Raw genomic sequence first — 20,799 nt, forward strand, 5'->3', positions numbered from 1 at the left:
AATCTCTACCTAAAGTGCGGTATAAAAGGTGCTGAAACGATTAAAAAAAGAAAGTCTTTTTTCGCGTTTTACACAGACAAAAAGCTGTCAAGTGGTGAGCTTCAAATTTTTGAAAAAAATTCTCAAAAAAAGACTAGATTTTTTTTAACTTATTGATAATTAGTTAAAAGTTATTTTATAGTCAAATTTGCACGCAAGTCAGATAAACCGTGTTATTTCTATAATTTATGACATTCTCCCAAAACTAGTCCACAAAGTTATCCACAGCAGATGTGGATATAAAATTGATCTATTTTATCTGCGTAAATTTTATACAATACAACTTGACAACACAAAATGAACTCACTAAGATAAGCACCCTTAATCGCAGTAGCGATAACGAGTTTATTCCTCCTTAGTTCAGTCGGTAGAACGGCGGACTGTTAATCCGTATGTCGCTGGTTCAAGTCCAGCAGGAGGAGCCACTTTTCTCTATTGGTTGGCTTTTTATTTGTCTCCTTTTGTAAAACGCTTTTCATAGCCAATAGAGCTTAGCCCTTAATTGTTATGCAATTATGGGCTTTATTTTTATCTAAAACCGCACTTTGCCTTGAGGACGCCATGACATTAACGTATGCCATTCTTTCCATCATCATCGGTCTTGCTGCGCTAGTGTGGAGTGCTGATCGCTTTGTGCAAGGTGCTGTCGCATTAGCTAACCATTTTGGCATGCCAAAAATTTTGATCGGTATGCTAATTGTCGGTTTTGGTACCTCTGCCCCTGAAATTGTTGTATCTGCCACCTCTGCCCTGGAAGGCAATCCTGGCATCGCTTTGGGTAATGCTTATGGCTCAAATATCGCAAATCTCGCCTTGATTCTTGGCGTTACAGCAGTTATCAGCCCAATCTTGGTTGCCCCCAGTACGCTGCGCAAAGAACTGCCTCAGCTCCTAGCCGTCACTCTCATTTCGATTGCATTGCTGCTCGATGGCGAAGTATCCCGACTCGACGGCATTATTTTACTGCTGCTTTTCGCAACCTTTATGTTTTGGAGCGTTTATCAAGCACTGCGCGCTAAATATCGCCCACAAGAAACCCTCGAAATTGACACCAGCATCCGTTTACCGAAAGCGTTACTGCTGCTCATCGTCGGCATCGTGTTGTTAGTGGCAAGCTCCCAGCTATTGGTCTCAGGAGCGGTGTTTATCGCTCAGGCTTTTGGCGTGAGCGATTTAGTGATTGGCCTCACGGTGATCGCCATCGGCACATCACTGCCAGAACTGGCCTCCTCCATTTCCGCCGCCCGACAGCACCAACATGAGCTGGCACTGGGGAATGTGATCGGCTCAAATATGTTTAATACATTAGCCGTTGTGGGGCTGGCAGGCACAATCAAGCCAATGCACGCAGGCTTTGAAGTCGTCTATCGTGATATGCCTGTTATGCTGGCGCTCACCTTGCTATTATTTATCATTGGTTATCGCTACCGCGCGCCAAGTGGACATATCTACCGCTGGGCTGGGGCTTTACTCCTGCTTTGCTATATCGCTTACAACGCATTCATCTTCCTAAGCCTGCGCAGCTAGCAGGGCCCGCCTGGCTAGCTTAAACCGCACTTTTACGCTAAAATGGCGTTCATTTACACCACAATATGGAATCATTATGTCAACCCAATTTGTTTATACTATGCACCGCGTGGGCAAGGTTGTCCCACCGAAACGACACATTCTAAAAAATATTTCCTTGAGTTTCTTCCCTGGCGCAAAAATTGGCGTGTTAGGCTTAAATGGCGCGGGGAAATCCACCTTGCTGCGGATTATGGCTGGCATCGATACAGATATTGAAGGTGAAGCGCGCCCTCAACCTGGCATCAAAATTGGTTACCTGCCGCAAGAGCCAAAACTTGAACCACAACAAACCGTTAAAGAAGCCGTTGAAGAGGCGGTCAGTGAAGTTAAAACCGCACTTTCACGCCTTGATCAAGTCTATGCTGCTTACGCCGAACCCGATGCAGACTTTGATGCCCTCGCAGCCGAGCAAGCCGAGCTTGAAGCCATTATTCAAGCTCACGATGGACATAATCTTGATAATCAACTTGAACGTGCTGCCGATGCCCTACGCTTGCCCGAATGGGATGCCAAAATTAAAAATCTATCAGGGGGGGAACGCCGTCGCGTTGCCCTGTGTCGCTTGCTACTCGAAAAGCCCGATATGCTGCTGCTTGATGAGCCAACCAACCATTTAGATGCTGAATCTGTCGCATGGCTTGAGCGCTTCTTGCATGACTATGAAGGCACTGTGGTGGCCATTACCCATGACCGTTATTTCCTCGACAACGTTGCAGGCTGGATTTTAGAGCTTGACCGTGGTGAAGGCATTCCATGGGAAGGAAACTATTCCTCATGGCTAGAGCAAAAAGAAAAACGCCTTGCCCAAGAGGCAGCCAGTGAAAGTGCTCGTCAAAAATCCATTGAAAAAGAGCTCGAATGGGTGCGTCAAAATCCAAAAGGCCGCCAAGCCAAAAGCAAGGCTCGCATGGCGCGCTTTGAAGAACTCAACTCCAGCGAATATCAAAAACGCAATGAAACGAACGAATTGTTCATTCCACCAGGTGAGCGACTAGGCGACAAAGTCATTGAAGTGAAAAATCTCAGCAAAAGCTATGGCAACCGCACTTTGATTGACGATCTCTCCTTTACGATTCCAAAAGGCGCGATTGTGGGCATCATTGGTGCCAACGGCGCAGGGAAATCCACCCTATTTAGAATGTTGTCAGGTCAAGAAAAACCTGACAGCGGTGAAATCACTTTAGGTGAAACTGTCAAACTGGCCTGTGTGGATCAATTCCGTGACGCCATGGACAACAAAAAAACTGTATGGGAAGAAGTATCAAACGGTTTAGATATTATGAAAATTGGCAACTTCGAGATCCCAAGCCGAGCATATGTTGGGCGCTTTAATTTCAAAGGTGTAGATCAGCAAAAACGCGTCGGCGAACTCTCTGGCGGTGAACGTGGACGACTGCATTTAGCCAAACTGCTACAAGCTGGCGGCAACGTATTATTACTCGATGAACCAACCAACGATCTTGATGTTGAAACCCTACGCGCACTGGAAAATGCACTGTTAGAATTCCCAGGCTGCGCACTCGTCATCTCGCACGACCGCTGGTTCTTAGACCGCATCGCCACCCATATTCTTGACTACGGCGACGAAGGAAAAGTCACCTTCTACGAAGGTAACTTCTCCGATTACGAAGAATGGAAAAAGAAAACCTATGGCGCCGACGCACTAGAACCCAAACGAATGAAATACAAACGCATTGCAAAATAAAACAGAAAGTGCGGTTTGGCCGCACTTTTTTATTTCATAATCTCCAGTTTTAATACCCAATAACCAAGCCACTCTTTGAGGGCTTGTTGGCTGCTCATTAGGGCACCTGCCTGTGGGATGTAGTTAATCACGCCGCTGTCCAATTCCATTTGGGTGTTGACCATGCCAGGGAGAACGGTAAGACCTTGACGTTCAAATAAAAATTTCGCGCGTTGCATGTGCCAGTCGTTAGTGACCAGTATGATAGTTGGGTTTTTGATGCCGTCTTTTTCCAATACTTCACGGCTCAATCGGGCATTTTCTGTGGTGGTGTGGGATTTATTCTCAATCCACTTTGGTTGAATATTGAAATAATAATTGAATTCACGCGCCATGGCATCCGCTTCGGCTTCGCAATCAAATAAGCTGCCCCCCGTAACCAGTAATGGCAATCCTGTTTTTTTGTGCAGCTGTGCGCCAAAGCGCATGCGTTCAAGTGGCATGCCACCGATAGTACATTCATGAATGCCTAGATCACTTTCACGCACCCCACCACCCAGCACCACGATTAAATCCCCTTGCTTGAATTGATCAAGCGTTGGCAAGGTTAAATGCGCGGTCAGCGATTTTTGTAAATGGTGTGCCACAAACGGCGTGCTGAGCAAAAAAAGCAAACCGATAGCGAATGCGCCACTTATGCGCCCGAGCAGTTTCCAGTTGAGATAATAACAAAGTGCGGTAAACAGTAATAATAAAATGATGTTAAAAGGGGGCAATAACGCATTGAGCAGCACTTTGCGCAAAATAATATCCACAGGCAACTCCAATAAAAAAGGGCTCATCGGCCCTTAGTATAACAAAAAATTTCGCTTGCTTAAGCAATATCTGGCCGAACACCGAGCGTGTGGCAAATCGCATAAGTTAATTCTGATCGATTTAGTGTATAAAAATGGAAATCTTTCACACCTTCGCGAGAAAGAATTTTCACCATATCCATCGCAATGCTTGCCCCAACAAGGTTACGAGTGGTTTGGTCGTCTTCCAAGCCTTGGTACATTTTGCTCATCCAACTTGGGATGTTAACGTTCGTGATTTTCGCCATGCGCTGGAGCTGTTTGAAGTTCGACACCGGCAAAATGCCTGGCACGATTTCTACGTCGATCCCCACTGTCGCACAGCGGTCACGAAAACGTAGGTAACTATCGATATCAAAGAAAAACTGTGTGATCGCACGATTGGCACCAGCATCAATTTTGCGTTTGAGGTTGAGCAAATCTGCTTGGGCCGATTTCGCCTCAGGATGTACTTCAGGATAGGCGGCAACGGAAATGTCAAAGTCCGCCACGCTGCGCAAAAGCTCAACTAAATCATTCGCATAAAACGGCTTTTTGTCATAGCCTGCAGGTTCATCGCCGCGCAAGGCGACGATATGACGAATGCCACTTTGCCAATAATCTTTAGCGATTTGGCGCAATTCATCAGGGGTGGCGTCAATGCCTGTTAAGTGCGGTGCGGCTTCAATGCCCGTTTTTTGGTTGATGGCCTTCACAATGCTATGGGTGCGTTCACGTTCACCAGAATTCGCACCGTAGGTTACCGATACAAATTTAGGTTTGAGGGTTTTTAAGCGATCAATAGAATCCCACAATAATGTTTCCATTTTTTCATTCTTAGGTGGAAAAAATTCAAAGGAAACATTGATTTTGCCATCTAAATCGGCCACGCTTTGGTTGAGCGCATTAATCTCTCTTGCATAACTCATAAAAAACCCCAATCTGTTATTTTTAGATGTTTAGACGTCTAAAATAAACAGCATTGAGGCATAAGTCAACGTGGATATTTTCACATTAAACGTGAATAAATTTCATAATTCCTATTTTTCACCATTACCTAAAATATAGGCTAATTTTTCTGTTGCAGGGTTCGCTTCCAGTGCAATTTTGGTCGCCATCGTTAATGGCACTGAGAGAAACATGCCCACAATGCCCAGCAACCAGCCCCAGAATATTAAGGAAATAAATACAATTAGGGTAGAAAGCCCAAGCCGTGAGCCCATCATTTTAGGCTCGACCACACTACCAACCACGATATTAATGGCGGTGTAAGTGGCAATCAGCACCACGCCTTCGAGCACACCGTTGAGGATAAAGGCTTGTATCACTGCTGGAATAGCTGCAATAATCGAGCCAATGTTTGGCACATAGTTAAGCAAGAATGCCAACGTGCCCCACAAAATCGCATATTGCACCCCAAGCAATTTGAGTACAATGTAGATAACAATCCCTGTCATGATGCTGGTGATGGTTTTGATCGATAAATACTGAATCACGCCATCGACCACTCGATACACATCACTTTTCACTTGGCGTTGCTCACCCACAGTTTGTCCGCTAACTAGATAATTGAGTTTACGCTTAGCCAGTGGAATTTCAGAAAGCATAAATACTACAATTAAAAACAGTACAAACACATCACTCACCATACCAGACACTTGCCCTAGCGCATTGCTGACAAAATTCATTACGGTATTAGGATCAAAACTTTCTGCTAGCTTTTGCTGTGGAACTAGGGCATTCAGGTTATAGTGCTGCGCCCATTTAAGAAGCCACTGCATTTTTTCGGATAATAATGTTTTATATTGCGGTAATGAGGCTGTAAATTCATTAATTGAAGCGCCAATCATCGAGGCAAAAATGCTAAAACCGATGAAAATCACCAACAACAAAATACCAATTGCCAGCCATTGTGGGATCTTATAACGCATCATTTTTTTAATCAGCGGGGAACATACAATCGCAATAAACAGCGCCAGCAATAATGGCGTAAGCAAATCGGCCGCCGCTTTAACGCCAGCTAAAATAACAATGGCGCATGCTATTGTTACCACAACAGGCACAAAATGTGTGTGATAATGTTCGGGATGAAGTTGAATATTCGGATCCTGCTTTTTTTCCATAATCTGACTTCCAATTAAAATAGGCGTGGGTATTATACCTGTTTTTAAACTAGACCGCACTTTTGATTACATATTAAAAAACCCAGCCGAAGCTGGGTCTTGTTTAAAACATCAGTAATCAGTGATTACATTTTGAAAGTTTTAGCACCTTGTACGGCAACTTCAACACGACGGTCTGGGGCTAAACAAGCGATAAGTGCTTTGCGGCCTTTAACAGCGTCACAGTTGCTGCCAGTTACAGGGTTAGCTTCACCGTAACCTACTGCAGAAACGTTAGTTTGTGGAACACCTTTAGAAACTAAGTAGTTAGCTACAGTTTCAGCACGTTTTTGAGAAAGTTTCAAGTTGTAAGCGTCTGAACCTAAACGGTCAGTGTAACCTGCAACGTTGAAGTTAGGGTTGCCAAGACCTGATTGAGCAACTTCAGCAGTCATAGTGTCGATTGCTTGTGCAGCAGCTGGTTTTAAGTCTGCTTTGTTGAATGCAAACAATACGTCAGAGCTGAATGCGAATTTTTTAGTTACGATTTCAGGTGCTTGTGCAGTTTGACCGAAACGGTAAGTCAAGCCTGCATATACAGTACCGATATCTGGACGGTAGTCAACAGTTTGGTTATCAACTTTTAATTTACCAACGTTGTTCAGCCATTGGTATTCAACGCTTGCAGTCAAGCTTGGAGTGATTGCATATTCTAAACCACCAGCGAAAAGTGCTGAAACACGGTTAGAGTGTTTTTTCTCTGCCTTTTTACCAGTAACTTTATAGTTAGAATGAACTAATGCAGCACCTGCTTTCGCATAGAAATCCAAATCTGTTACGATTGGATAGCTTGCTTTTAAGCTCAAATTGGCACCGTGAGCAGTGTGTTTAAATTTATCTGCACCTGGCGCTTTCAATTCATAACTGCCGTAGTAGTCATAACCTAATTCAGCAGCAAAGTTTGGAGTAATTTGGTAACCACCCACAACACCATAAGCTACAGAGTTACGACGAGTCTTGTCAAATTTAACATCACTGTTAGCATTATTAATAACACTGCTGCCAACTTTAACGCCATCATGGAATTGTGACCAACCGGCTTTTAAACCAGCATAGAAAGTGTTTGCTTGTGGTGCTGCTTGAGCTACTGAAGCCAAAGCCAAACCAGAAATAGCTAATGCAATTGCTGTTTTTTTCATTTCAATGTCCTCTTTAATTGAGTTAAGTATTCGCCGATTTATAGATTTAATAAAGTGAATCGGCTAATCCGTTTATAGAGCAACTCTATACAGACTAACAAGCTCTGAAGATTGCTCTTCTGAGTGTGGGTTTATTATCAGCGACTCAACGCTGAAAATCAACCAAATTGACCGATAATTTCGCCTTTTTGGTTGAAATTTAATCAAAAAGATGTTTTTTAACCCTTTTTTAGCTTAAAAGATGAACTTTTTCAGCACATTTTTATCCTAATGTATTTAGGGATTTAAACGTGCAGGTGGCTTTTATCTCGCGCCAAATATGCTAGAATTCGCCATCATTCTACCTTATTTTTATGTTGCACGCTATTTGGAATTTATTATGTTGCCTCGCTTAAACGCTATCCCAGCTATCAGCCCACAGGCTCGGGATTATCTCACCGCACTTGCTTTACAACAATTTGAAGGCGACATTGTTACCAGTTATGCTGCACGGCTTAGCATGGCAACCGATAACAGTGTCTATCAGCAATTGCCACAGGCGATTTTATTTCCGAAAACGCTCGCCGATGTGGTGCGTTTAACCAAACTGGCACAGCAACCGCACTTTCAATCGCTAACCTTCACGCCTCGTGGCGGCGGCACGGGCACCAACGGGCAAGCGCTAAATAATAACATCATCGTTGATCTCTCACGGCATATGAACCAGATTTTGGAGCTAAATGTGCAAGAGCGCTGGGTGCGCGTGCAAGCTGGCGTGGTCAAAGATCAACTAAACGCGTTTTTGAAACCACACGGGCTGTTTTTTGCGCCAGAACTTTCCACCAGCAACCGTGCGACGATCGGCGGCATGATTAACACCGACGCCTCTGGGCAAGGCTCGTTACAATATGGCAAAACATCCGACCATGTTATTGCGCTGAAATCCGTGTTAATCAATGGTGAGATTTTAACCACCGCGCCACAAAATGCCACGCAGTTTGATCAAGCCGCGACCGCACTTTCCCCTTTTGCTGCGCAATTGGAGCGAAATGTGGCGCAGCTATGTAAAGACAACCGCCAAATCATCATGAATGATCTCCCGCAGCTTAACCGCTTTTTAACGGGATATGATCTCAAAAATGTGTTCAATGATGACATGAGCGCATTCAACCTCAGCCGCATTATTACCGGCTCCGAGGGCTCGCTGGCGTTTGTGTGTGAGGCCAAGCTCAACTTGCTGCCGATCCCCAAATACCGCACTTTGCTCAACATTAAATACGATGCTTTTGACTCCGCCCTGCGCGCTGCGCCGCTACTGGTGAAAGCCAATGCGCTTTCTGTTGAAACGGTGGACGCAAAAGTGCTTAATCTCGCCAAGCAAGACATTATTTGGCATTCAGTGAAGGATCTCCTCACGGAATCCCCCGATAAACCGATTGTCGGCATTAATATCGTGGAATTTGCTGGCAATAATCCGCAAGTGATCGAAAAACGAGTGGCCGAATTATGCGCCCAGCTTGATGCGGATCTGGCTGCCAAACGTGGCGGGCTGATTGGTTATCAACGCTGCGATGATCTTGATTCTATCTTGAAAATTTACGCTATGCGTAAAAAAGCCGTTGGCCTGTTAGGCAACGCGAAAGGGCGTGCTAAGCCCATTCCATTTGTGGAAGACACCTGCGTGCCGCCTGAGAACTTGGCCGATTACATCAGCGAATTTCGAGCCTTACTTGACCGCCACCAGCTGCAATATGGCATGTTTGGGCATGTGGATGCTGGCGTGCTGCACGTGCGCCCTGCGCTTGATTTGTGTGATGAGGCACAAGTGCGGTTGCTGAAAACCATTTCAGACAGCGTGGTAGAACTCACCGCAAAATACGGTGGCTTGATTTGGGGTGAGCACGGCAAAGGGCTGCGTTCGAGCTATGCGCCACGCTTTTTTGGCGACACGCTATGGCAGTTATTGCGGCAAATCAAAACGTGGTTTGACCCACACAATCGTCTCAATCCAGGTAAAATTTGCACACCGCTGGACAACGACACCGCACTTTTACCTGTGCTTTCGCCAATGCGCGCTGATTTCGATCGCCAAATTCCCGTGCAAACCCGTGACTCGTTTCCAGGCGCAATGAACTGCAACGGCAATGGCTTGTGTTTCAACTATGATGTACACAGCCCGATGTGCCCGTCTTACAAAGTCAGCCGTGACCGCACTTTTTCACCGAAAGGGCGCGCGGCCATGGTGCGTGAATGGCTGCGATTGTTAACGGAGCAAGGCGTTCGCCCAGAGGAGCTGGATTTCAATGCGCAAAGTGCGGTCAGCCTGCGGGATTTAGCGCAGAAATTGACCTCTAGCTGGCGCAAATGGCGTGGCGAGTATGACTTTTCCCACGAGGTGAAAGCCAGCATGGACACCTGTTTGGCATGCAAGGCTTGCGCCAGCCAATGCCCGATTAAAATTGATGTACCGCGCTTTCGGGCTAAATTTAACCATTTTTATCACCAGCGTTACCTGCGCCCGATAAAAGATCATGTGGTCGCCAACGTGGAGCTTTATGCGCCGTTGATGGCAAAAGCGCCCAAGCTCGCCAATGCGCTAACCAATAACACACTCACCGCCGCGCTGGCGCAAAAAACCATTGGTATGGTGGATTTACCCACATTGAGCACGCCAACGTTGGCTGAGCAATTACAAAAGTGCGGTTGCCCTGCGTTTTCACTTGAAACACTTGAAAAACTCAGCCCGCAACAAAAAGCACAATCGGTGCTGGTGGTGCAAGATCCGTTTACCTCGTTCTATGATGCCAATGTAGTGGGCGATTTTGTCCGCCTTGCACAAAAACTTGGGTTCACGGCGTATGTGCTGCCGTTCAAACCTAACGGCAAGGCGCAGCATATTAAAGGCTTTTTAACCCGCTTTGCCAAAACGGCGCGCAACCAGGGCGAATTTCTCCACCGCATCAGCCAACTCGGCATCGCGATGGTGGGCGTGGACCCTGCTATTGTGTTGTCATACCGCGATGAATACCGTGAAATTTTAGGGGAAAGCCTGCCATTTGACGTGCTGATGACCAACGAATGGCTCAGCCAACAACTCGACAGCCTGCCAACGCCAGCGAACTTAGACGCGCAAACATGGTATCTCTACCCACACTGCACAGAAATCACCGCTGTGCCAAACAGCGGGCAACTGTGGCAACGTATTTTTACCCATTTTGGGCAGCAACTTGAATGTGAAGGTGTTGGCTGCTGCGGCATGGCAGGCACCTTTGGGCACGAGAGCCAACATATCGCAATGTCGAAAGCCATTTATCAACTCTCATGGGCAAAAAAAATACAAGCTCGCCCTGCCGATCACTGCCTCGCCACGGGCTACTCCTGTCGCTCACAGGTTAAACGCATGGCGCATTTCACAGCTAAACACCCAATTCAAGCCTTATTATCACTGTGGAGTGCTGAATAATGTGGAAGCGAAATTTGAGTGTGGACGCTCTTAATGCTTTATGCGCACAAAGTGCGGTCAGTCATCTCGGCATTGAATTTAGCGAAAAAGGCGCTGATTATCTTGAAGCGCGCCTGCTGGTGTGTGAAAAATCAAGCCAGCCAATGGGATTTTTGCACGGCGGAGCATCGGTGCTGCTAGCAGAAACCGTCGGCTCGCTCGCTGGCTTATGTTGTGTTGAGCAAGGCATGGCCGTGGTCGGCAGCGAAATCAACGCCAGCCACCTGCGCCCAGTCAAATTAGGTGACACTGTCCGCGCACGCGCCACTGCTCTGCGCTTAGGTAAAACGCAACATGTGTGGCAAATTGCCATTATTGACAGCGCCGATCGGTTAGTTTGTCAAAGCCGATTGACCTTGCAAGTGGTGAAAGCACAACCCAAATAATCAGGATAATGATCACATGAAAACAGGCATTTTATTGGTCAACCTCGGCACCCCTTCTGCACCAACAGCCAGTGCGGTACGCACTTATTTGCGTCAGTTTCTCTCGGATCGACGGGTCATCGACGTGCCACGTTGGCTTTGGGCGTTGATTCTAAATGGTGCGATTTTACCCTTTCGCTCCCCACGCGTGGCGAAACTTTATCAATCTATTTGGACAGCGCAAGGCTCACCTCTGCTTGCCATCAGTCGAGAACAACAACAAAAACTACAACAGCGCTTCACTGATGGTAACATCATCGTTGAATTGGGCATGACCTATGGCGAGCCATCAATACAAAGTGCGGTCGATAACTTAATTGCCCAAGCGGTGGGCAAAATCATCGTGTTGCCACTCTATCCGCAATACTCCTCCACCACAACCGCCAGCGTATTCGACGCCTTTGCCGCGAGCTTAAAGCAACACCGCTACATGCCTGAAATTGCATTTATTCATCACTATCATAACCACCCAAACTACATCACCGCCCTCGCTAATAGCATCGGAAAACTCAATGATGATGAATTGCTACTCTTTTCTTTCCACGGCATCCCGCAGCGTTATGCCGATGAAGGCGACATCTACCCACAACACTGCCAACAAACCGCGCAGGCGGTTGCAACCGCACTTGGACTTTCAGACACACAATGGCGCATGACATTTCAATCTCGCTTTGGCAAAGAGCCTTGGCTACAACCCTACACCGACGTCACCCTAGAACAGCTCGCCAAAGCGGGCAAGCACAAACGTATCGCCGTCATCTGCCCAGGTTTTTCGGTTGACTGTTTGGAAACATTGGAAGAAATCGCTGAAGAAAACCGTGACATTTTTATCGCCAACGGCGGCGAGCACTACCGCTACATCCCCACACTCAACGCCCGAGACGATCATATCAGCATGATGGAAACGTTGGTTGATGGGTTGCTATCCCAGTCGCACCACACACCCTGTAGTAAATTTTAGCAATACATTTTTAGGGGTAGTATAACGTGTTACTTAATAAATGACTAAAACCGCCATATTCCGTTATGCTGCATTAGATAAACAAAAAGCCCTAAAGCGTTGATTCTCTAGGGCTTATTAAACATATTGGAGTGTATTTTATTTGAAGTTGGTGCCTGAGCGTGACCTGAATTTAACACGTAACATATTGAATTTTAATAAGGTCATCATTCAACCTATCGTTTCGTGGTTCTTCTCGTGGTTCTATTTGTCAACGCTAGGCAAAAAATGAACAATTTTTTTTGCTTTATTTTCTGCAAGAGATTAACAGATTTTTGGCCACATAAAAACATCGCCCAGATGGCACCAGTAAAAAATGCAAAATAAAAAAATTTTAAAAAACTAAAAACTTTTCACTTTTTATCCCCTTATCCCCTTATTGAGTATAAGTCATTGTTATTAAATATAAAAAATAAGTGGGTGGCATTTTTAAAGCCACTTATTTACCCCCTTTTTCAGCCACTTTAGCCCCTTTTTGATGTTTTTGTGTGTGATTTTGTGTGCAGTGAGCAATAAAAAAGCCACTCGTTAAAGTGGCTTTACGTGGTGCTTATCCTTCCCATTCTCGGAAGATTTCAGCATGGTGCCGTCGCCAGTAGATATTAGTTATCTGTGAACCGTCTTTTATCCGTGTTTTGATTTCGGCTGATTGCCCTGTGTTTTTGAGTGCGTCAGGTAACGCTGCTTTAAACGCCTGCACGGATAGCACGCCTTTGATGTTTTGACAGTCACAATAATGCGTATATGCGCCGTAAAGTGTATCGTGCTTAGGCCGCTTTGATAGCTGGCTACCATAGTAAAGACCATTAATGATTTTCGCCTGCTCGCGTGGCGCGTCGGTTTCATTGACTGGCTGCACAGTAAGATAGCTGGCAAAGTCTATCAAGTGGTTACTTTGCTGTTTAATATCAATCGCTGATTGCTCGTCTTTTTGCTGTTCAAGAATGAATTTAGCCTCTAATGGGTCAGCATTAAACCTTGCTAGCAATAAATGCACTATGCCATATAACTCACCTTTGATTTTATCTAGAAAATGAATATCACGCTTTGTTGCGGGAATTTGTTTGTTAAATGGAATAATTACACGCCGACGTGCTACGCCGCCATTACGGTCGGTGAATAGTAAAGGGTAGTTAGTCACCAGTAAAAACACTGGCGTTAACCGCGCCTTAATTTCGTCTTTGTACAAAATCTTTATGCTTACCTCGTCACCGCCAGTAATGGCTTTCAGTGCGTCTGCGCTACCTGTGTAATTAGCTTGGTCAGGTGAGTAAGCCAACGATTTATTCAGCATACATGCACGCCCTTTGGGGTCTTCTATGCTTTTTAGTGAAATAATCGCTGTGTTCTTTGTGCCATTGAGTATTTGTGCTACTTCGCCAAAGACTGATTTGCCTGCACCCGCTACGCCAGTAATCTCAAGAAATAACGTCCATTTGTGTTGATTGGTGAGCACCATATAAAGGCCAGCTAAAAGCACGTCGATTTTCTTTTTATCACCGTTGGTTAAAAAAACCATCCATTGGTTAAAAATCGGCGTTTCTAGGCTGTCAGTATTCAAAGTGAAGTTATCTATCTCACGCAAGCCTAACGCTTCACTATGCGCTAGAAATTCGCCTGTAAGCTTATTCAGTGCGCCATTATTAAAACCTATGTATTCACCTTGCGTGACAGGCATTTCAGCCAGTGACAAAATAACAACGTCCGCCAGTTTATTTACTCGGTTAGTCGTAAAATCAGCGTCATTTTCACGGTAAAAAGCCAGCACTTTACGCCGCAATATTTCGTCGTTAATCTCTGCCCAGTGCGTGCCAGTGTAGGTGTAGGTTTTGCCTAGGGTGGTGTCACGCCGCAACGGCTCTTTATGCCAACTTAAAAAAGCCTCTAGTGCTTGGCGAGTGCTGCAATGACTTAGATCGACTTTAGGGGCTTCAACAAGGGCATTATTTACCATATCTTCGCCTGCACGCACTCGCGCTAGCTTGTCGCTCCAGTTCTCTCGGTCGCCGCCACTTGTCCAGTCAAAGAAATAAAGCCTGTCCAGTTCGCTATGATTAGCTAGGCTGTAAATAATCCGCTCTATCTCGTCTTCGCTTAAATCGCCTGCTTTGTTAATGCTGGCTATCTTTTGCTTTTTATGCACAATCTGCAAGTCTTGTGCCCGTTCTAGCTGCTCTTCAGCAAGCGTGACCATATTTTTATTATACGCAAGCCCTCGCGCCGTGATAATCATCTCACGTTGCACAGTGCTAAAAGCCTGCGTGCCTGCAATGATAATCGCCTCGTCTTGGTAGGCTCTCGGCTGAGTTGTCAAATACGGGGCTTTAGTTAATCGTGTCATTACCGCCCCCTGCGTTGTGCTCCAGTTCATTAAGACGCATTAATGCGGCGTCGCCGACTAAGTTAAGCATTCGCACAAATTCATTGACTATTGCTGTTTGTAAGCATTTCATTTCTAGCACTTGCCGTGAAAAATCATTTTTCCACTTTTCCACATCATCACTAGGCGGTTGCGGTGATATAGCTAACAAGTGCTTTGAAGCAATATTTATTTCTGCACTAAGCTCTTTTAATTCATCAAGGGATTGCGCTTCAAACTTGCCAGTTTCGCTTGCAATAAACCCCATTAATAAATCAAAAATAGGGAATAAGGGTATCTGCTCATCATTTGTAAGATTAGAAAAGCTAACTTCTAGCATTATTTTTTCAAGGTAGGATAGCTCATTCATCCGCTCCCCCTTTTTTCATCTGCTCAATCTGTGAAATATTTTCTACAACGTCATCAAGGTGCTTAATAAAAAACTTCGCCGCACGTTTAAAGGCTTTGTTTTTCGCCCTCTGCTCGTCGGCAAGTGCCCCGCCATCGCCTATCAGCTCAACGACTAAATCGCGCCCTTGCTTTAATCCTGCGCTTAAGCGTGCACTTTCTTCACGCATTTTGAGCTTATGGTGAAAGTCATCAGGGTAAACATCAGCGCACTTTTGATTAGCCTGTTTGATTAACTCAAATTGGCGCACCCATTGGGCATTGTTGGTTAATTTAGTCATTGCTTGCCCCTTTGCCCTTGTCTTTGATAGCTTGTTGTAAGTCGCTTTGCAGTGCTTCAAGCTCTAGCGCAAAATAATTAATTGCTTTGCTCGGTGAGCCGTCTAAGCCAAAAGCTACACAATCAAGCCCCGCAATAATGCCCTCTAGCTTGTTGATCAAGTTATCCATAGCGTCAAAGTCTAAATAGTTCATTTCTTAATCTCCTTTAATGCTTTGGCTAGGTTGTCTATATCACTGTCTAACGATTTGATAGTGTCGAATAGCAAGTTGTGCACTGCTTCAATACCGCCTTTTAGGCCTCTGCTATCTAAATCCGCTTGAAAATCCTCGTCGCAATGGCCTATTTTTTCTAACATCAAATAAATCACACTGTATGCCATATCAAGTGAATTAGCCGTGTGTTTTAGGCTCGTTAAGCAACCTTCAACGTTACGCATAAGCACCCCCTAAGCCAAAAATAGGCGCAAGTGTGGCGGTGTTTGTAGGGTTAAAGTGCGGTCTTGCCGTGTGGGATTGTTGAGAAATACCGCTTGAATGTCGGCTGCGGTTGCCGTGTAAGGTTTTAGTAGTCATGGTGTGATTGCTCGCAATAATGTTAATCAACTTATCGCTTGAGTGGTGCGATAAGGGTTCAACTACTGCCTTACAACAGCCCGCATTATTCGTACGGTTTCCCGTCTTATTTCTGCGTGTCGCCCTTATCGCAAATTCTGAATAGCCTGCGGTGTGAATTGCTCCGCAATCTTGATGAACTTGAGATAAAAAAATGCCGCTTGAGTAACGCCTGCGGTCTGCGCGTAAGGTTGTAGTGGGCGCAATACTAACCGCACTTTGGGATTTTGTAAAGCGTGATGTTGTCATAGCGCCCCCCCCTGCCACTAAAGTGCGGTTGGTCTTTGCGCTGTCAGGCAATTGGCCAACAAGGGTGAGAACGTAATCACGCGCCAAAAGTGCGCGGGCTTGGGTTTCGGATTGAGCTTGTACGCGAAATTGCTCAAGCAAAGTGCGGTTGTAGTGCTGGCGTGATACGCCGACGAATTGATAAATCATAGCGATTGCTCCAGTTGTTAAAATTGGGCTATCGCTTGGCTTTCCACGGCTTAGGCGATAGCGTGCAACGGGGTGGAAAACCGCTCCAACTGGTAAACGGCCAACCCCTAAGGGTTGCCCGCTACACGCTACCATTGAGAGAATAACCGCACTTTGACGGCTTTCTTTAGGTGTGTGTGCGCTACGCATAAAAAAACACGCGTTAATTGGCGTGCATTTATACGCCAGTTGGGTGTTCAGCTTTCCACGGCTGGCACCAGAATTTGCTAGTGCATTGGTAAAATACAACAAAATAGGTTTTGCTGTAAAGCAGTTTAGACTACTTTTTTGCGAGAAGAGAAAATTAGGGCGTGGTATGTGATAAATCATAGCGATTGCTCCACAAGTAATAAATTTTAGTGAAGTTACCGCTAAAGTTTCGAGGCTTGGGCGGTAACGTGTAACGGGCTCGAAAACTGCGACTTGTGGAACACAGCAAAGGGCAAAACCTTTCCCGCCACACGCTACCATTGAATGAACAACCGCACGGTTAAACCGTGGGCTTTCTTTGGATGTGCGCATGCTACGCATAAAAAAACACGCTAGTTTTGGCGTGTCATTATACGCCACAAGTTTAGTGTTCGAGTTTCGAGGCTCGGCGGTTGATTTTGCAACCGCACGGATAAAATACGATAAAGTAATCGTGTCTGTAAAGTGATTTAGATCAAATTTTGCTGATTGTGTGCATATTTCCACAATACGCACTAAAAGTGTGCTAATATTCATAACGTATCAATTGCCTTTTTGTTGAAAAGTGTGTTGTAAATCAGACAATACCCCGTTTAGCGGGGTTTTTTATTGCCTGTGCTTTTTGTTCAGTAACTCAAGTGCGCGCAATCTCCGCCGTGCAAGGGCTAATACGTTGCGATTTTCATTCGTAGGTGATAACTCATATCTACGCTGCAATCGCTCGATATATTCGCCCTGTAAGGTGATAACGTCCGCCAGTGGGTAAGGTTCATCATCACAATCTAGCGTCACTATTTTCAACAGTGGCTTGCCGCTCAAGTAATGGCTAATTGCTTCGCCTAGTAGGTTCAATTTCGCTAACTTGTTTTTTATCTGCGCGCCGTCCTTGGCATATTGCGCAAGCCGTGGAATATCTTTCACTTTTGCGCTTGCGTTGATGGTGGTGGACCTACCATTAAAGCGCGGTAATGCCTGCACGCGGTTATCACTCATCGTCGCTTTTCTCCAGTGTGTAACCTGCGAAGTACTTTCCGTTTTCGGTAATACTGTGGGTTTTAATTCGGTATCCCTCTTGGCGTAAGTCGTAAATCACTGCGCCTAGTCGAAAGCACCCAAAACGGCGTAAAGCGTCTAGTGGTGTCATCATTTCGCCTGCTTTAAGTGCGGTGAGTACTTGCTGTTTGTGTGTCAATTTGCCTTTCATTGGTTGTCTCCTTAACGTTCCAGTGTGCGCGCTGCCAGTTCGCTCAACCGCCCTTTGCGCTCGTGATAGTTCATATCAAGGTTGATTAATGCAGTGTTGGTGGTTTGCAGTAGGTTCAAAGCCTCAAGCTGTGGCTGGGTAAAGTAATCACGCACATTGCCTTTAATGCTGTGCTCTGATTTCCATTGCCGCACGTTTTGACCTAGCACAAGGCTATCTAGCATTTCGCTTTCGTTGCTGTAATGATGGGCTTTAATCGCTTTATTTTGGCGGGTGTAATAGTGCTTCAATGCGTCCGTCATTGCGTGTTGGTGGGTAACGCTTGCCAGTCGCGCGCTTGTTTTCTTGGCGAGTTCTTTATGCGCCTGTGGCACCAGTTCACGCAATGTGCTTTCAGCGTCAATGAAGTGCTGGCGAACAATACGCCCCATTGGTGTTTTTTCCAAAAGGCATAAATGCTTGGCCATATCAGGGGTGATAATGTATTCAATACCTCGTAAATTACCGCCTTTTTGATTCGCCCGTTTTGGCGTATCAATGGCGGTTTTTTGCACAGTGATATAATCTTGCTCTTTTAAAAAGCCAACTTCATCAATTCGCCCCTTAATCCAGTTAGAATAATCACGTCCAACTTGTAATGCTTTATGCAAATTGCGCGCATTCACGCCTTGAACAAGCTTATCTTTCACTGGGTAAGACTGCATAGCTAGCATAGAAACTAAATCAACGCTGGGCGCTGGTGCCGTCGTTAATTTTTCCATGATTACGCTCCTTGGTTTGCTAATTTCTCAAGGTAAGCGTCAACCTCGTGCAGCCAAAAGCCTACACTGTTTTCACCTAGGCGGATTTTTTTAGGAAAGTCTGCGCGGTAATGTTTGCTGTTTGGGTTAGTCCAGTTGTGAACAGTGGTTTTACTCACACCACATTTTTGTGCAGTACGAGCTAAACGAATGATTGATTTATCTGTGGTTGGTTCTACCATACATACCTCTCTTTATTGGTTAAAGGATATTTAGCGCAATTACTGCTTTGCGCTTGGTTGTATGGTATGGAGTGGAATTTAGAAAAAGGGGAATATTCCCCTAAATGGTAGAATATTCCCCTAAATAATCATCTATGCCTACAAGGCTTTACACTGCCTCGATTTTTAGGTCTGATATATCTATGTCTTTGATCCATGCGTCAAGTGTGCGGCCTGTTGTAGGTATTCTATATCCTGCCACATCAAAAGCCTTTTGAATTTCCCCGTTGGAATATTTTATGCCCTGTTTTGGGTCAAACTCACTAATATTGCTTCTAGGGTTTTCTGCTACGTCCTCGCTAAATGATACGGCTAATAATGCCTTGATAAACCTTGCCTGCGCATTAACTGTTTTTGTTGACGCCGTATTATTTCTAGCTTTTAGCGTCTCTATTTCTGCTTTTAATTTTTCAATTTCAGCCTTTGAGATCCTGTAATATTCTCTTGCTTTTTCTAGGCGTTCTTCAGCGTCATTTTTTGCTGATATAGCTTGGTCTGCGTGTGTGCGTAATTGCTGAGCCAGTAGTTCGCCATCTCTTGCTGCGCTCTTGGCTTCGTTTAGTTCATTTTGTAATTGGATAACTTTTAAATTTGCGTCGCTTAATTCAGAATTTAATTTTTTATAGCTTTGTGCGGTTAATCCCTGCTTTAACTCTTCAGCGTGAAAAATGGTTGTTGGTCTATCTGTGGGATAGTTTTTCGAGATAAACGCTTTTAAATCCTTAAGCCAAAAATGACGGCGTTTGTGCGCAACAAGGTCACCGTCTTCACCGCCTCCGCCATGTTCTCTAACTGCTCTTAGCTCTCGATTATTAACCGCTGCATTAAGTACTTTTGTTTTTTTCTCAAAGCAAGGGATATAGGGGTGTTTATAAATGCTTTGTGATACGTGAGTTATATTCCTCACTTCCTCCGCTAAATCTTCATATTTTACGCCACACCATAACAAAGCCGCTTCAGGTAAGGGGATTATCTCATAATCAATAACAGAACATTCAGGCAAGCTGTCATAGTAGTTGTTAGTTTTTGTCACTAAACGCCCCTTTCACGTTGCCCTTTAAGTAGGTGGCGCACCAATAGCATAAAGGGTTTACTACGTTCGCAACGGTTAATTACGCCGTTGCTAGGTGCGCCATATTCGGTTAATGCTTGATTGCATTGTTTACTATTTAACTTATTGTACAAATAAACAGTATTCAGCACAAGCTAAAACGCTTATTTTCTCATCTATAATAACGGCTATTCGTTTTATTAATTATCTTAGTAACAAATAGATGTTTCATTTAATTTCCAGCGGCGACCCTGTTTATCTCGCCCATTATTATAATAACCTACCATTCCAATATCTAACTTGATAATTGATGCTTCACCTGGACCCCAAAAAATAACGCCATATTTACTGAGTGGGCTATAACAAAAACTACAATTTGTTTTTTCTCCTAATTCATCGCCATCAATAAAAGTTGTTTCAACATCATATCCATGCGACCAGCCCTCATTAGTTTCATAGCTTACGCACATCCTTTTAACTTCATAACAATAGGAATTTAATGAAACCATAAGTAAACATAAGCAAGATAATAATAAACGATACATACTGTTATTCCTGTTCACTAGACTACAATGTGAACAATGCTATCAAACTATGTAATAAAAATTTTAGATCTTGATCACAAATTCTTGCTTTCTCGGCGTTATAGGCCTGCCTGTATGCCTCACTAGCGTTGCCTGTTTCTAGGTAAGCATTGCAGAAATTAATCCGTTTCTGCGTGAGTGCCATCTGTTCGGTTTCCTGTTCGGTTTAATTGTAAATTGGCGTTATTTCGGGCTTTAGGCGCGTTTTGCTGTTCGGTTTGGTGGTTGCCTATCTGCCGTGCTTTGCGCCTGTCTGTGGCGTTATTTTAGCGCAAATATT

The 20,799-nt window shown here is 44.8% G+C and carries 21 protein-coding genes, 1 tRNA gene and 1 pseudogene; 6 read left to right on the plus strand and 17 right to left on the minus strand.

Going from position 1 to position 20,799, the window contains the following annotated elements:
* Positions 1–388: 388 nt before the first annotated feature.
* The 3 genes from HPC38_RS04950 (at position 389) to ettA (ending at position 3,313) form a co-directional block, all read left to right on the plus strand.
* Positions 389–464 (plus strand) — tRNA-Asn (locus tag HPC38_RS04950).
* A gap of 82 nt (positions 465–546) precedes the next feature.
* Positions 547–1,566: a calcium/sodium antiporter gene (locus HPC38_RS04955; RefSeq protein ID WP_235977637.1), complete on the plus strand. Its 1,020-nt coding sequence runs from the start codon at positions 547–549 to the stop codon at positions 1,564–1,566.
* Between the two features lie 76 nt (positions 1,567–1,642).
* Entirely contained in the window at positions 1,643–3,313 is a 1,671-nt protein-coding gene (gene ettA / locus HPC38_RS04960) for an energy-dependent translational throttle protein EttA (RefSeq protein ID WP_208120177.1), read from the plus strand.
* 29 nt (positions 3,314–3,342) lie between these two features.
* Here the strand turns inward: ettA and HPC38_RS04965 are convergent, their stop codons facing one another.
* The 4 genes from HPC38_RS04965 to ompA all read right to left on the minus strand — a co-directional run bounded on the left by HPC38_RS04965 (position 3,343) and on the right by ompA (position 7,426).
* Positions 3,343–4,134: a YdcF family protein gene (locus HPC38_RS04965; RefSeq protein WP_208120178.1), complete on the minus strand. Its 792-nt coding sequence runs from the start codon at positions 4,132–4,134 to the stop codon at positions 3,343–3,345.
* A gap of 32 nt (positions 4,135–4,166) precedes the next feature.
* Positions 4,167–5,054, minus strand: a complete 888-nt coding sequence (metF, locus tag HPC38_RS04970) for a methylenetetrahydrofolate reductase (RefSeq protein WP_208120179.1) — start codon at positions 5,052–5,054, stop codon at positions 4,167–4,169.
* Positions 5,055–5,165: 111 nt separating this feature from the next.
* The gene (locus HPC38_RS04975) at positions 5,166–6,248 is read right to left on the minus strand and encodes an AI-2E family transporter (protein WP_208120180.1); all 1,083 of its coding nucleotides are present in this window, start codon (positions 6,246–6,248) and stop codon (positions 5,166–5,168) included.
* A gap of 125 nt (positions 6,249–6,373) precedes the next feature.
* Entirely contained in the window at positions 6,374–7,426 is a 1,053-nt protein-coding gene (gene ompA / locus HPC38_RS04980; protein ID WP_208120181.1) for a porin OmpA, read from the minus strand.
* Positions 7,427–7,805: 379 nt separating this feature from the next.
* Between ompA and ydiJ the strand changes: the two genes are divergently transcribed.
* Genes ydiJ through hemH form a run of 3 tightly spaced genes read left to right on the plus strand, consistent with a single transcriptional unit; the run spans position 7,806 to position 12,293 of the window.
* Positions 7,806–10,868, plus strand: a complete 3,063-nt coding sequence (gene ydiJ, locus HPC38_RS04985) for a D-2-hydroxyglutarate dehydrogenase YdiJ (protein ID WP_208120182.1) — start codon at positions 7,806–7,808, stop codon at positions 10,866–10,868.
* Positions 10,865–11,293: a thioesterase, FlK family gene (locus tag HPC38_RS04990; protein ID WP_208120203.1), complete on the plus strand. Its 429-nt coding sequence runs from the start codon at positions 10,865–10,867 to the stop codon at positions 11,291–11,293. The genes ydiJ and HPC38_RS04990 overlap by 4 nt, the downstream gene beginning before the upstream one ends.
* Positions 11,294–11,309: 16 nt before the next feature.
* Positions 11,310–12,293 carry a ferrochelatase gene (gene hemH, locus HPC38_RS04995; RefSeq protein ID WP_208120183.1) on the plus strand — a complete coding sequence of 328 codons (984 nt, stop codon included), beginning with the start codon at positions 11,310–11,312 and terminating at the stop codon, positions 12,291–12,293.
* A 589-nt stretch (positions 12,294–12,882) separates the two neighbouring features.
* Here hemH and HPC38_RS05000 read toward each other — a convergent pair.
* From HPC38_RS05000 to HPC38_RS05060, 13 genes and pseudogenes are all read right to left on the minus strand, one after another.
* Positions 12,883–14,673 (minus strand): DNA primase family protein, encoded by a 1,791-nt coding sequence (locus HPC38_RS05000; RefSeq protein WP_208120184.1) that lies wholly within the window; start codon positions 14,671–14,673, stop codon positions 12,883–12,885.
* Positions 14,657–15,061, minus strand: coding sequence for a hypothetical protein (locus HPC38_RS05005; RefSeq protein ID WP_208120185.1), 405 nt, complete (start codon positions 15,059–15,061; stop codon positions 14,657–14,659). The genes HPC38_RS05000 and HPC38_RS05005 overlap by 17 nt, the downstream gene beginning before the upstream one ends.
* Positions 15,054–15,380, minus strand: a complete 327-nt coding sequence (locus HPC38_RS05010) for a hypothetical protein (protein WP_208120186.1) — start codon at positions 15,378–15,380, stop codon at positions 15,054–15,056. The genes HPC38_RS05005 and HPC38_RS05010 overlap by 8 nt, the downstream gene beginning before the upstream one ends.
* A complete protein-coding gene (locus tag HPC38_RS05015) occupies positions 15,373–15,573 on the minus strand; it encodes a hypothetical protein (protein ID WP_208120187.1) in 201 nt (66 codons plus the stop codon). The genes HPC38_RS05010 and HPC38_RS05015 overlap by 8 nt, the downstream gene beginning before the upstream one ends.
* Complete coding sequence (locus HPC38_RS05020) at positions 15,570–15,818, minus strand: hypothetical protein (RefSeq protein WP_208120188.1); 249 nt, start codon at positions 15,816–15,818, stop codon at positions 15,570–15,572. The genes HPC38_RS05015 and HPC38_RS05020 overlap by 4 nt, the downstream gene beginning before the upstream one ends.
* Positions 15,811–16,800: a host cell division inhibitor Icd-like protein gene (locus HPC38_RS05025; protein WP_208120204.1), complete on the minus strand. Its 990-nt coding sequence runs from the start codon at positions 16,798–16,800 to the stop codon at positions 15,811–15,813. The genes HPC38_RS05020 and HPC38_RS05025 overlap by 8 nt, the downstream gene beginning before the upstream one ends.
* 90 nt (positions 16,801–16,890) lie before the next feature.
* A pseudogene (locus HPC38_RS05030) lies at positions 16,891–17,196 on the minus strand (host cell division inhibitor Icd-like protein); the annotation flags it as partial.
* Between the two features lie 69 nt (positions 17,197–17,265).
* Positions 17,266–17,652: a hypothetical protein gene (locus HPC38_RS05035; RefSeq protein WP_208120189.1), complete on the minus strand. Its 387-nt coding sequence runs from the start codon at positions 17,650–17,652 to the stop codon at positions 17,266–17,268.
* A complete protein-coding gene (locus tag HPC38_RS05040) occupies positions 17,645–17,863 on the minus strand; it encodes a helix-turn-helix domain-containing protein (protein ID WP_208120190.1) in 219 nt (72 codons plus the stop codon). Before HPC38_RS05040 ends, HPC38_RS05035 begins: the two co-directional genes overlap by 8 nt.
* Before the next feature lie 11 nt (positions 17,864–17,874).
* Positions 17,875–18,624, minus strand: a complete 750-nt coding sequence (locus HPC38_RS05045) for an antA/AntB antirepressor family protein (protein ID WP_208120191.1) — start codon at positions 18,622–18,624, stop codon at positions 17,875–17,877.
* Between the two features lie 2 nt (positions 18,625–18,626).
* Complete coding sequence (locus tag HPC38_RS05050) at positions 18,627–18,845, minus strand: helix-turn-helix transcriptional regulator (protein WP_208120192.1); 219 nt, start codon at positions 18,843–18,845, stop codon at positions 18,627–18,629.
* 148 nt (positions 18,846–18,993) lie between these two features.
* Positions 18,994–19,917, minus strand: coding sequence for a hypothetical protein (locus HPC38_RS05055; RefSeq protein ID WP_208120193.1), 924 nt, complete (start codon positions 19,915–19,917; stop codon positions 18,994–18,996).
* Positions 19,918–20,144: 227 nt separating this feature from the next.
* Entirely contained in the window at positions 20,145–20,480 is a 336-nt protein-coding gene (locus HPC38_RS05060) for a hypothetical protein (RefSeq protein ID WP_208120194.1), read from the minus strand.
* Between the last annotated feature and the right edge of the window lie 319 nt (positions 20,481–20,799).

It is taken from the genome of Spirabiliibacterium pneumoniae, from assembly GCF_014884995.1.
Lineage (GTDB): Bacteria > Pseudomonadota > Gammaproteobacteria > Enterobacterales > Pasteurellaceae > Spirabiliibacterium > Spirabiliibacterium pneumoniae.

What these genes read in the sequence shown, in the direction of transcription:
- HPC38_RS04955 (WP_235977637.1), top strand. Translation starts at nt 547, where the DNA reads ATGCAATTATGGGCTTTATTTTTATCTAAAACCGCACTTTGCCTTGAG.
- ettA (WP_208120177.1), top strand. Translation starts at nt 1,643, where the DNA reads ATGTCAACCCAATTTGTTTATACTATGCACCGCGTGGGCAAGGTTGTC.
- HPC38_RS04965 (WP_208120178.1), bottom strand. Translation starts at nt 4,134, where the DNA reads ATGAGCCCTTTTTTATTGGAGTTGCCTGTGGATATTATTTTGCGCAAA.
- metF (WP_208120179.1), bottom strand. Translation starts at nt 5,054, where the DNA reads ATGAGTTATGCAAGAGAGATTAATGCGCTCAACCAAAGCGTGGCCGAT.
- HPC38_RS04975 (WP_208120180.1), bottom strand. Translation starts at nt 6,248, where the DNA reads ATGGAAAAAAAGCAGGATCCGAATATTCAACTTCATCCCGAACATTAT.
- ompA (WP_208120181.1), bottom strand. Translation starts at nt 7,426, where the DNA reads ATGAAAAAAACAGCAATTGCATTAGCTATTTCTGGTTTGGCTTTGGCT.
- ydiJ (WP_208120182.1), top strand. Translation starts at nt 7,806, where the DNA reads ATGTTGCCTCGCTTAAACGCTATCCCAGCTATCAGCCCACAGGCTCGG.
- hemH (WP_208120183.1), top strand. Translation starts at nt 11,310, where the DNA reads ATGAAAACAGGCATTTTATTGGTCAACCTCGGCACCCCTTCTGCACCA.
- HPC38_RS05000 (WP_208120184.1), bottom strand. Translation starts at nt 14,673, where the DNA reads ATGACACGATTAACTAAAGCCCCGTATTTGACAACTCAGCCGAGAGCC.
- HPC38_RS05005 (WP_208120185.1), bottom strand. Translation starts at nt 15,061, where the DNA reads ATGAATGAGCTATCCTACCTTGAAAAAATAATGCTAGAAGTTAGCTTT.
- HPC38_RS05010 (WP_208120186.1), bottom strand. Translation starts at nt 15,380, where the DNA reads ATGACTAAATTAACCAACAATGCCCAATGGGTGCGCCAATTTGAGTTA.
- HPC38_RS05015 (WP_208120187.1), bottom strand. Translation starts at nt 15,573, where the DNA reads ATGAACTATTTAGACTTTGACGCTATGGATAACTTGATCAACAAGCTA.
- HPC38_RS05020 (WP_208120188.1), bottom strand. Translation starts at nt 15,818, where the DNA reads ATGCGTAACGTTGAAGGTTGCTTAACGAGCCTAAAACACACGGCTAAT.
- HPC38_RS05025 (WP_208120204.1), bottom strand. Translation starts at nt 16,800, where the DNA reads ATGATTTATCACATACCACGCCCTAATTTTCTCTTCTCGCAAAAAAGT.
- HPC38_RS05035 (WP_208120189.1), bottom strand. Translation starts at nt 17,652, where the DNA reads ATGAGTGATAACCGCGTGCAGGCATTACCGCGCTTTAATGGTAGGTCC.
- HPC38_RS05040 (WP_208120190.1), bottom strand. Translation starts at nt 17,863, where the DNA reads ATGAAAGGCAAATTGACACACAAACAGCAAGTACTCACCGCACTTAAA.
- HPC38_RS05045 (WP_208120191.1), bottom strand. Translation starts at nt 18,624, where the DNA reads ATGGAAAAATTAACGACGGCACCAGCGCCCAGCGTTGATTTAGTTTCT.
- HPC38_RS05050 (WP_208120192.1), bottom strand. Translation starts at nt 18,845, where the DNA reads ATGGTAGAACCAACCACAGATAAATCAATCATTCGTTTAGCTCGTACT.
- HPC38_RS05060 (WP_208120194.1), bottom strand. Translation starts at nt 20,480, where the DNA reads ATGTATCGTTTATTATTATCTTGCTTATGTTTACTTATGGTTTCATTA.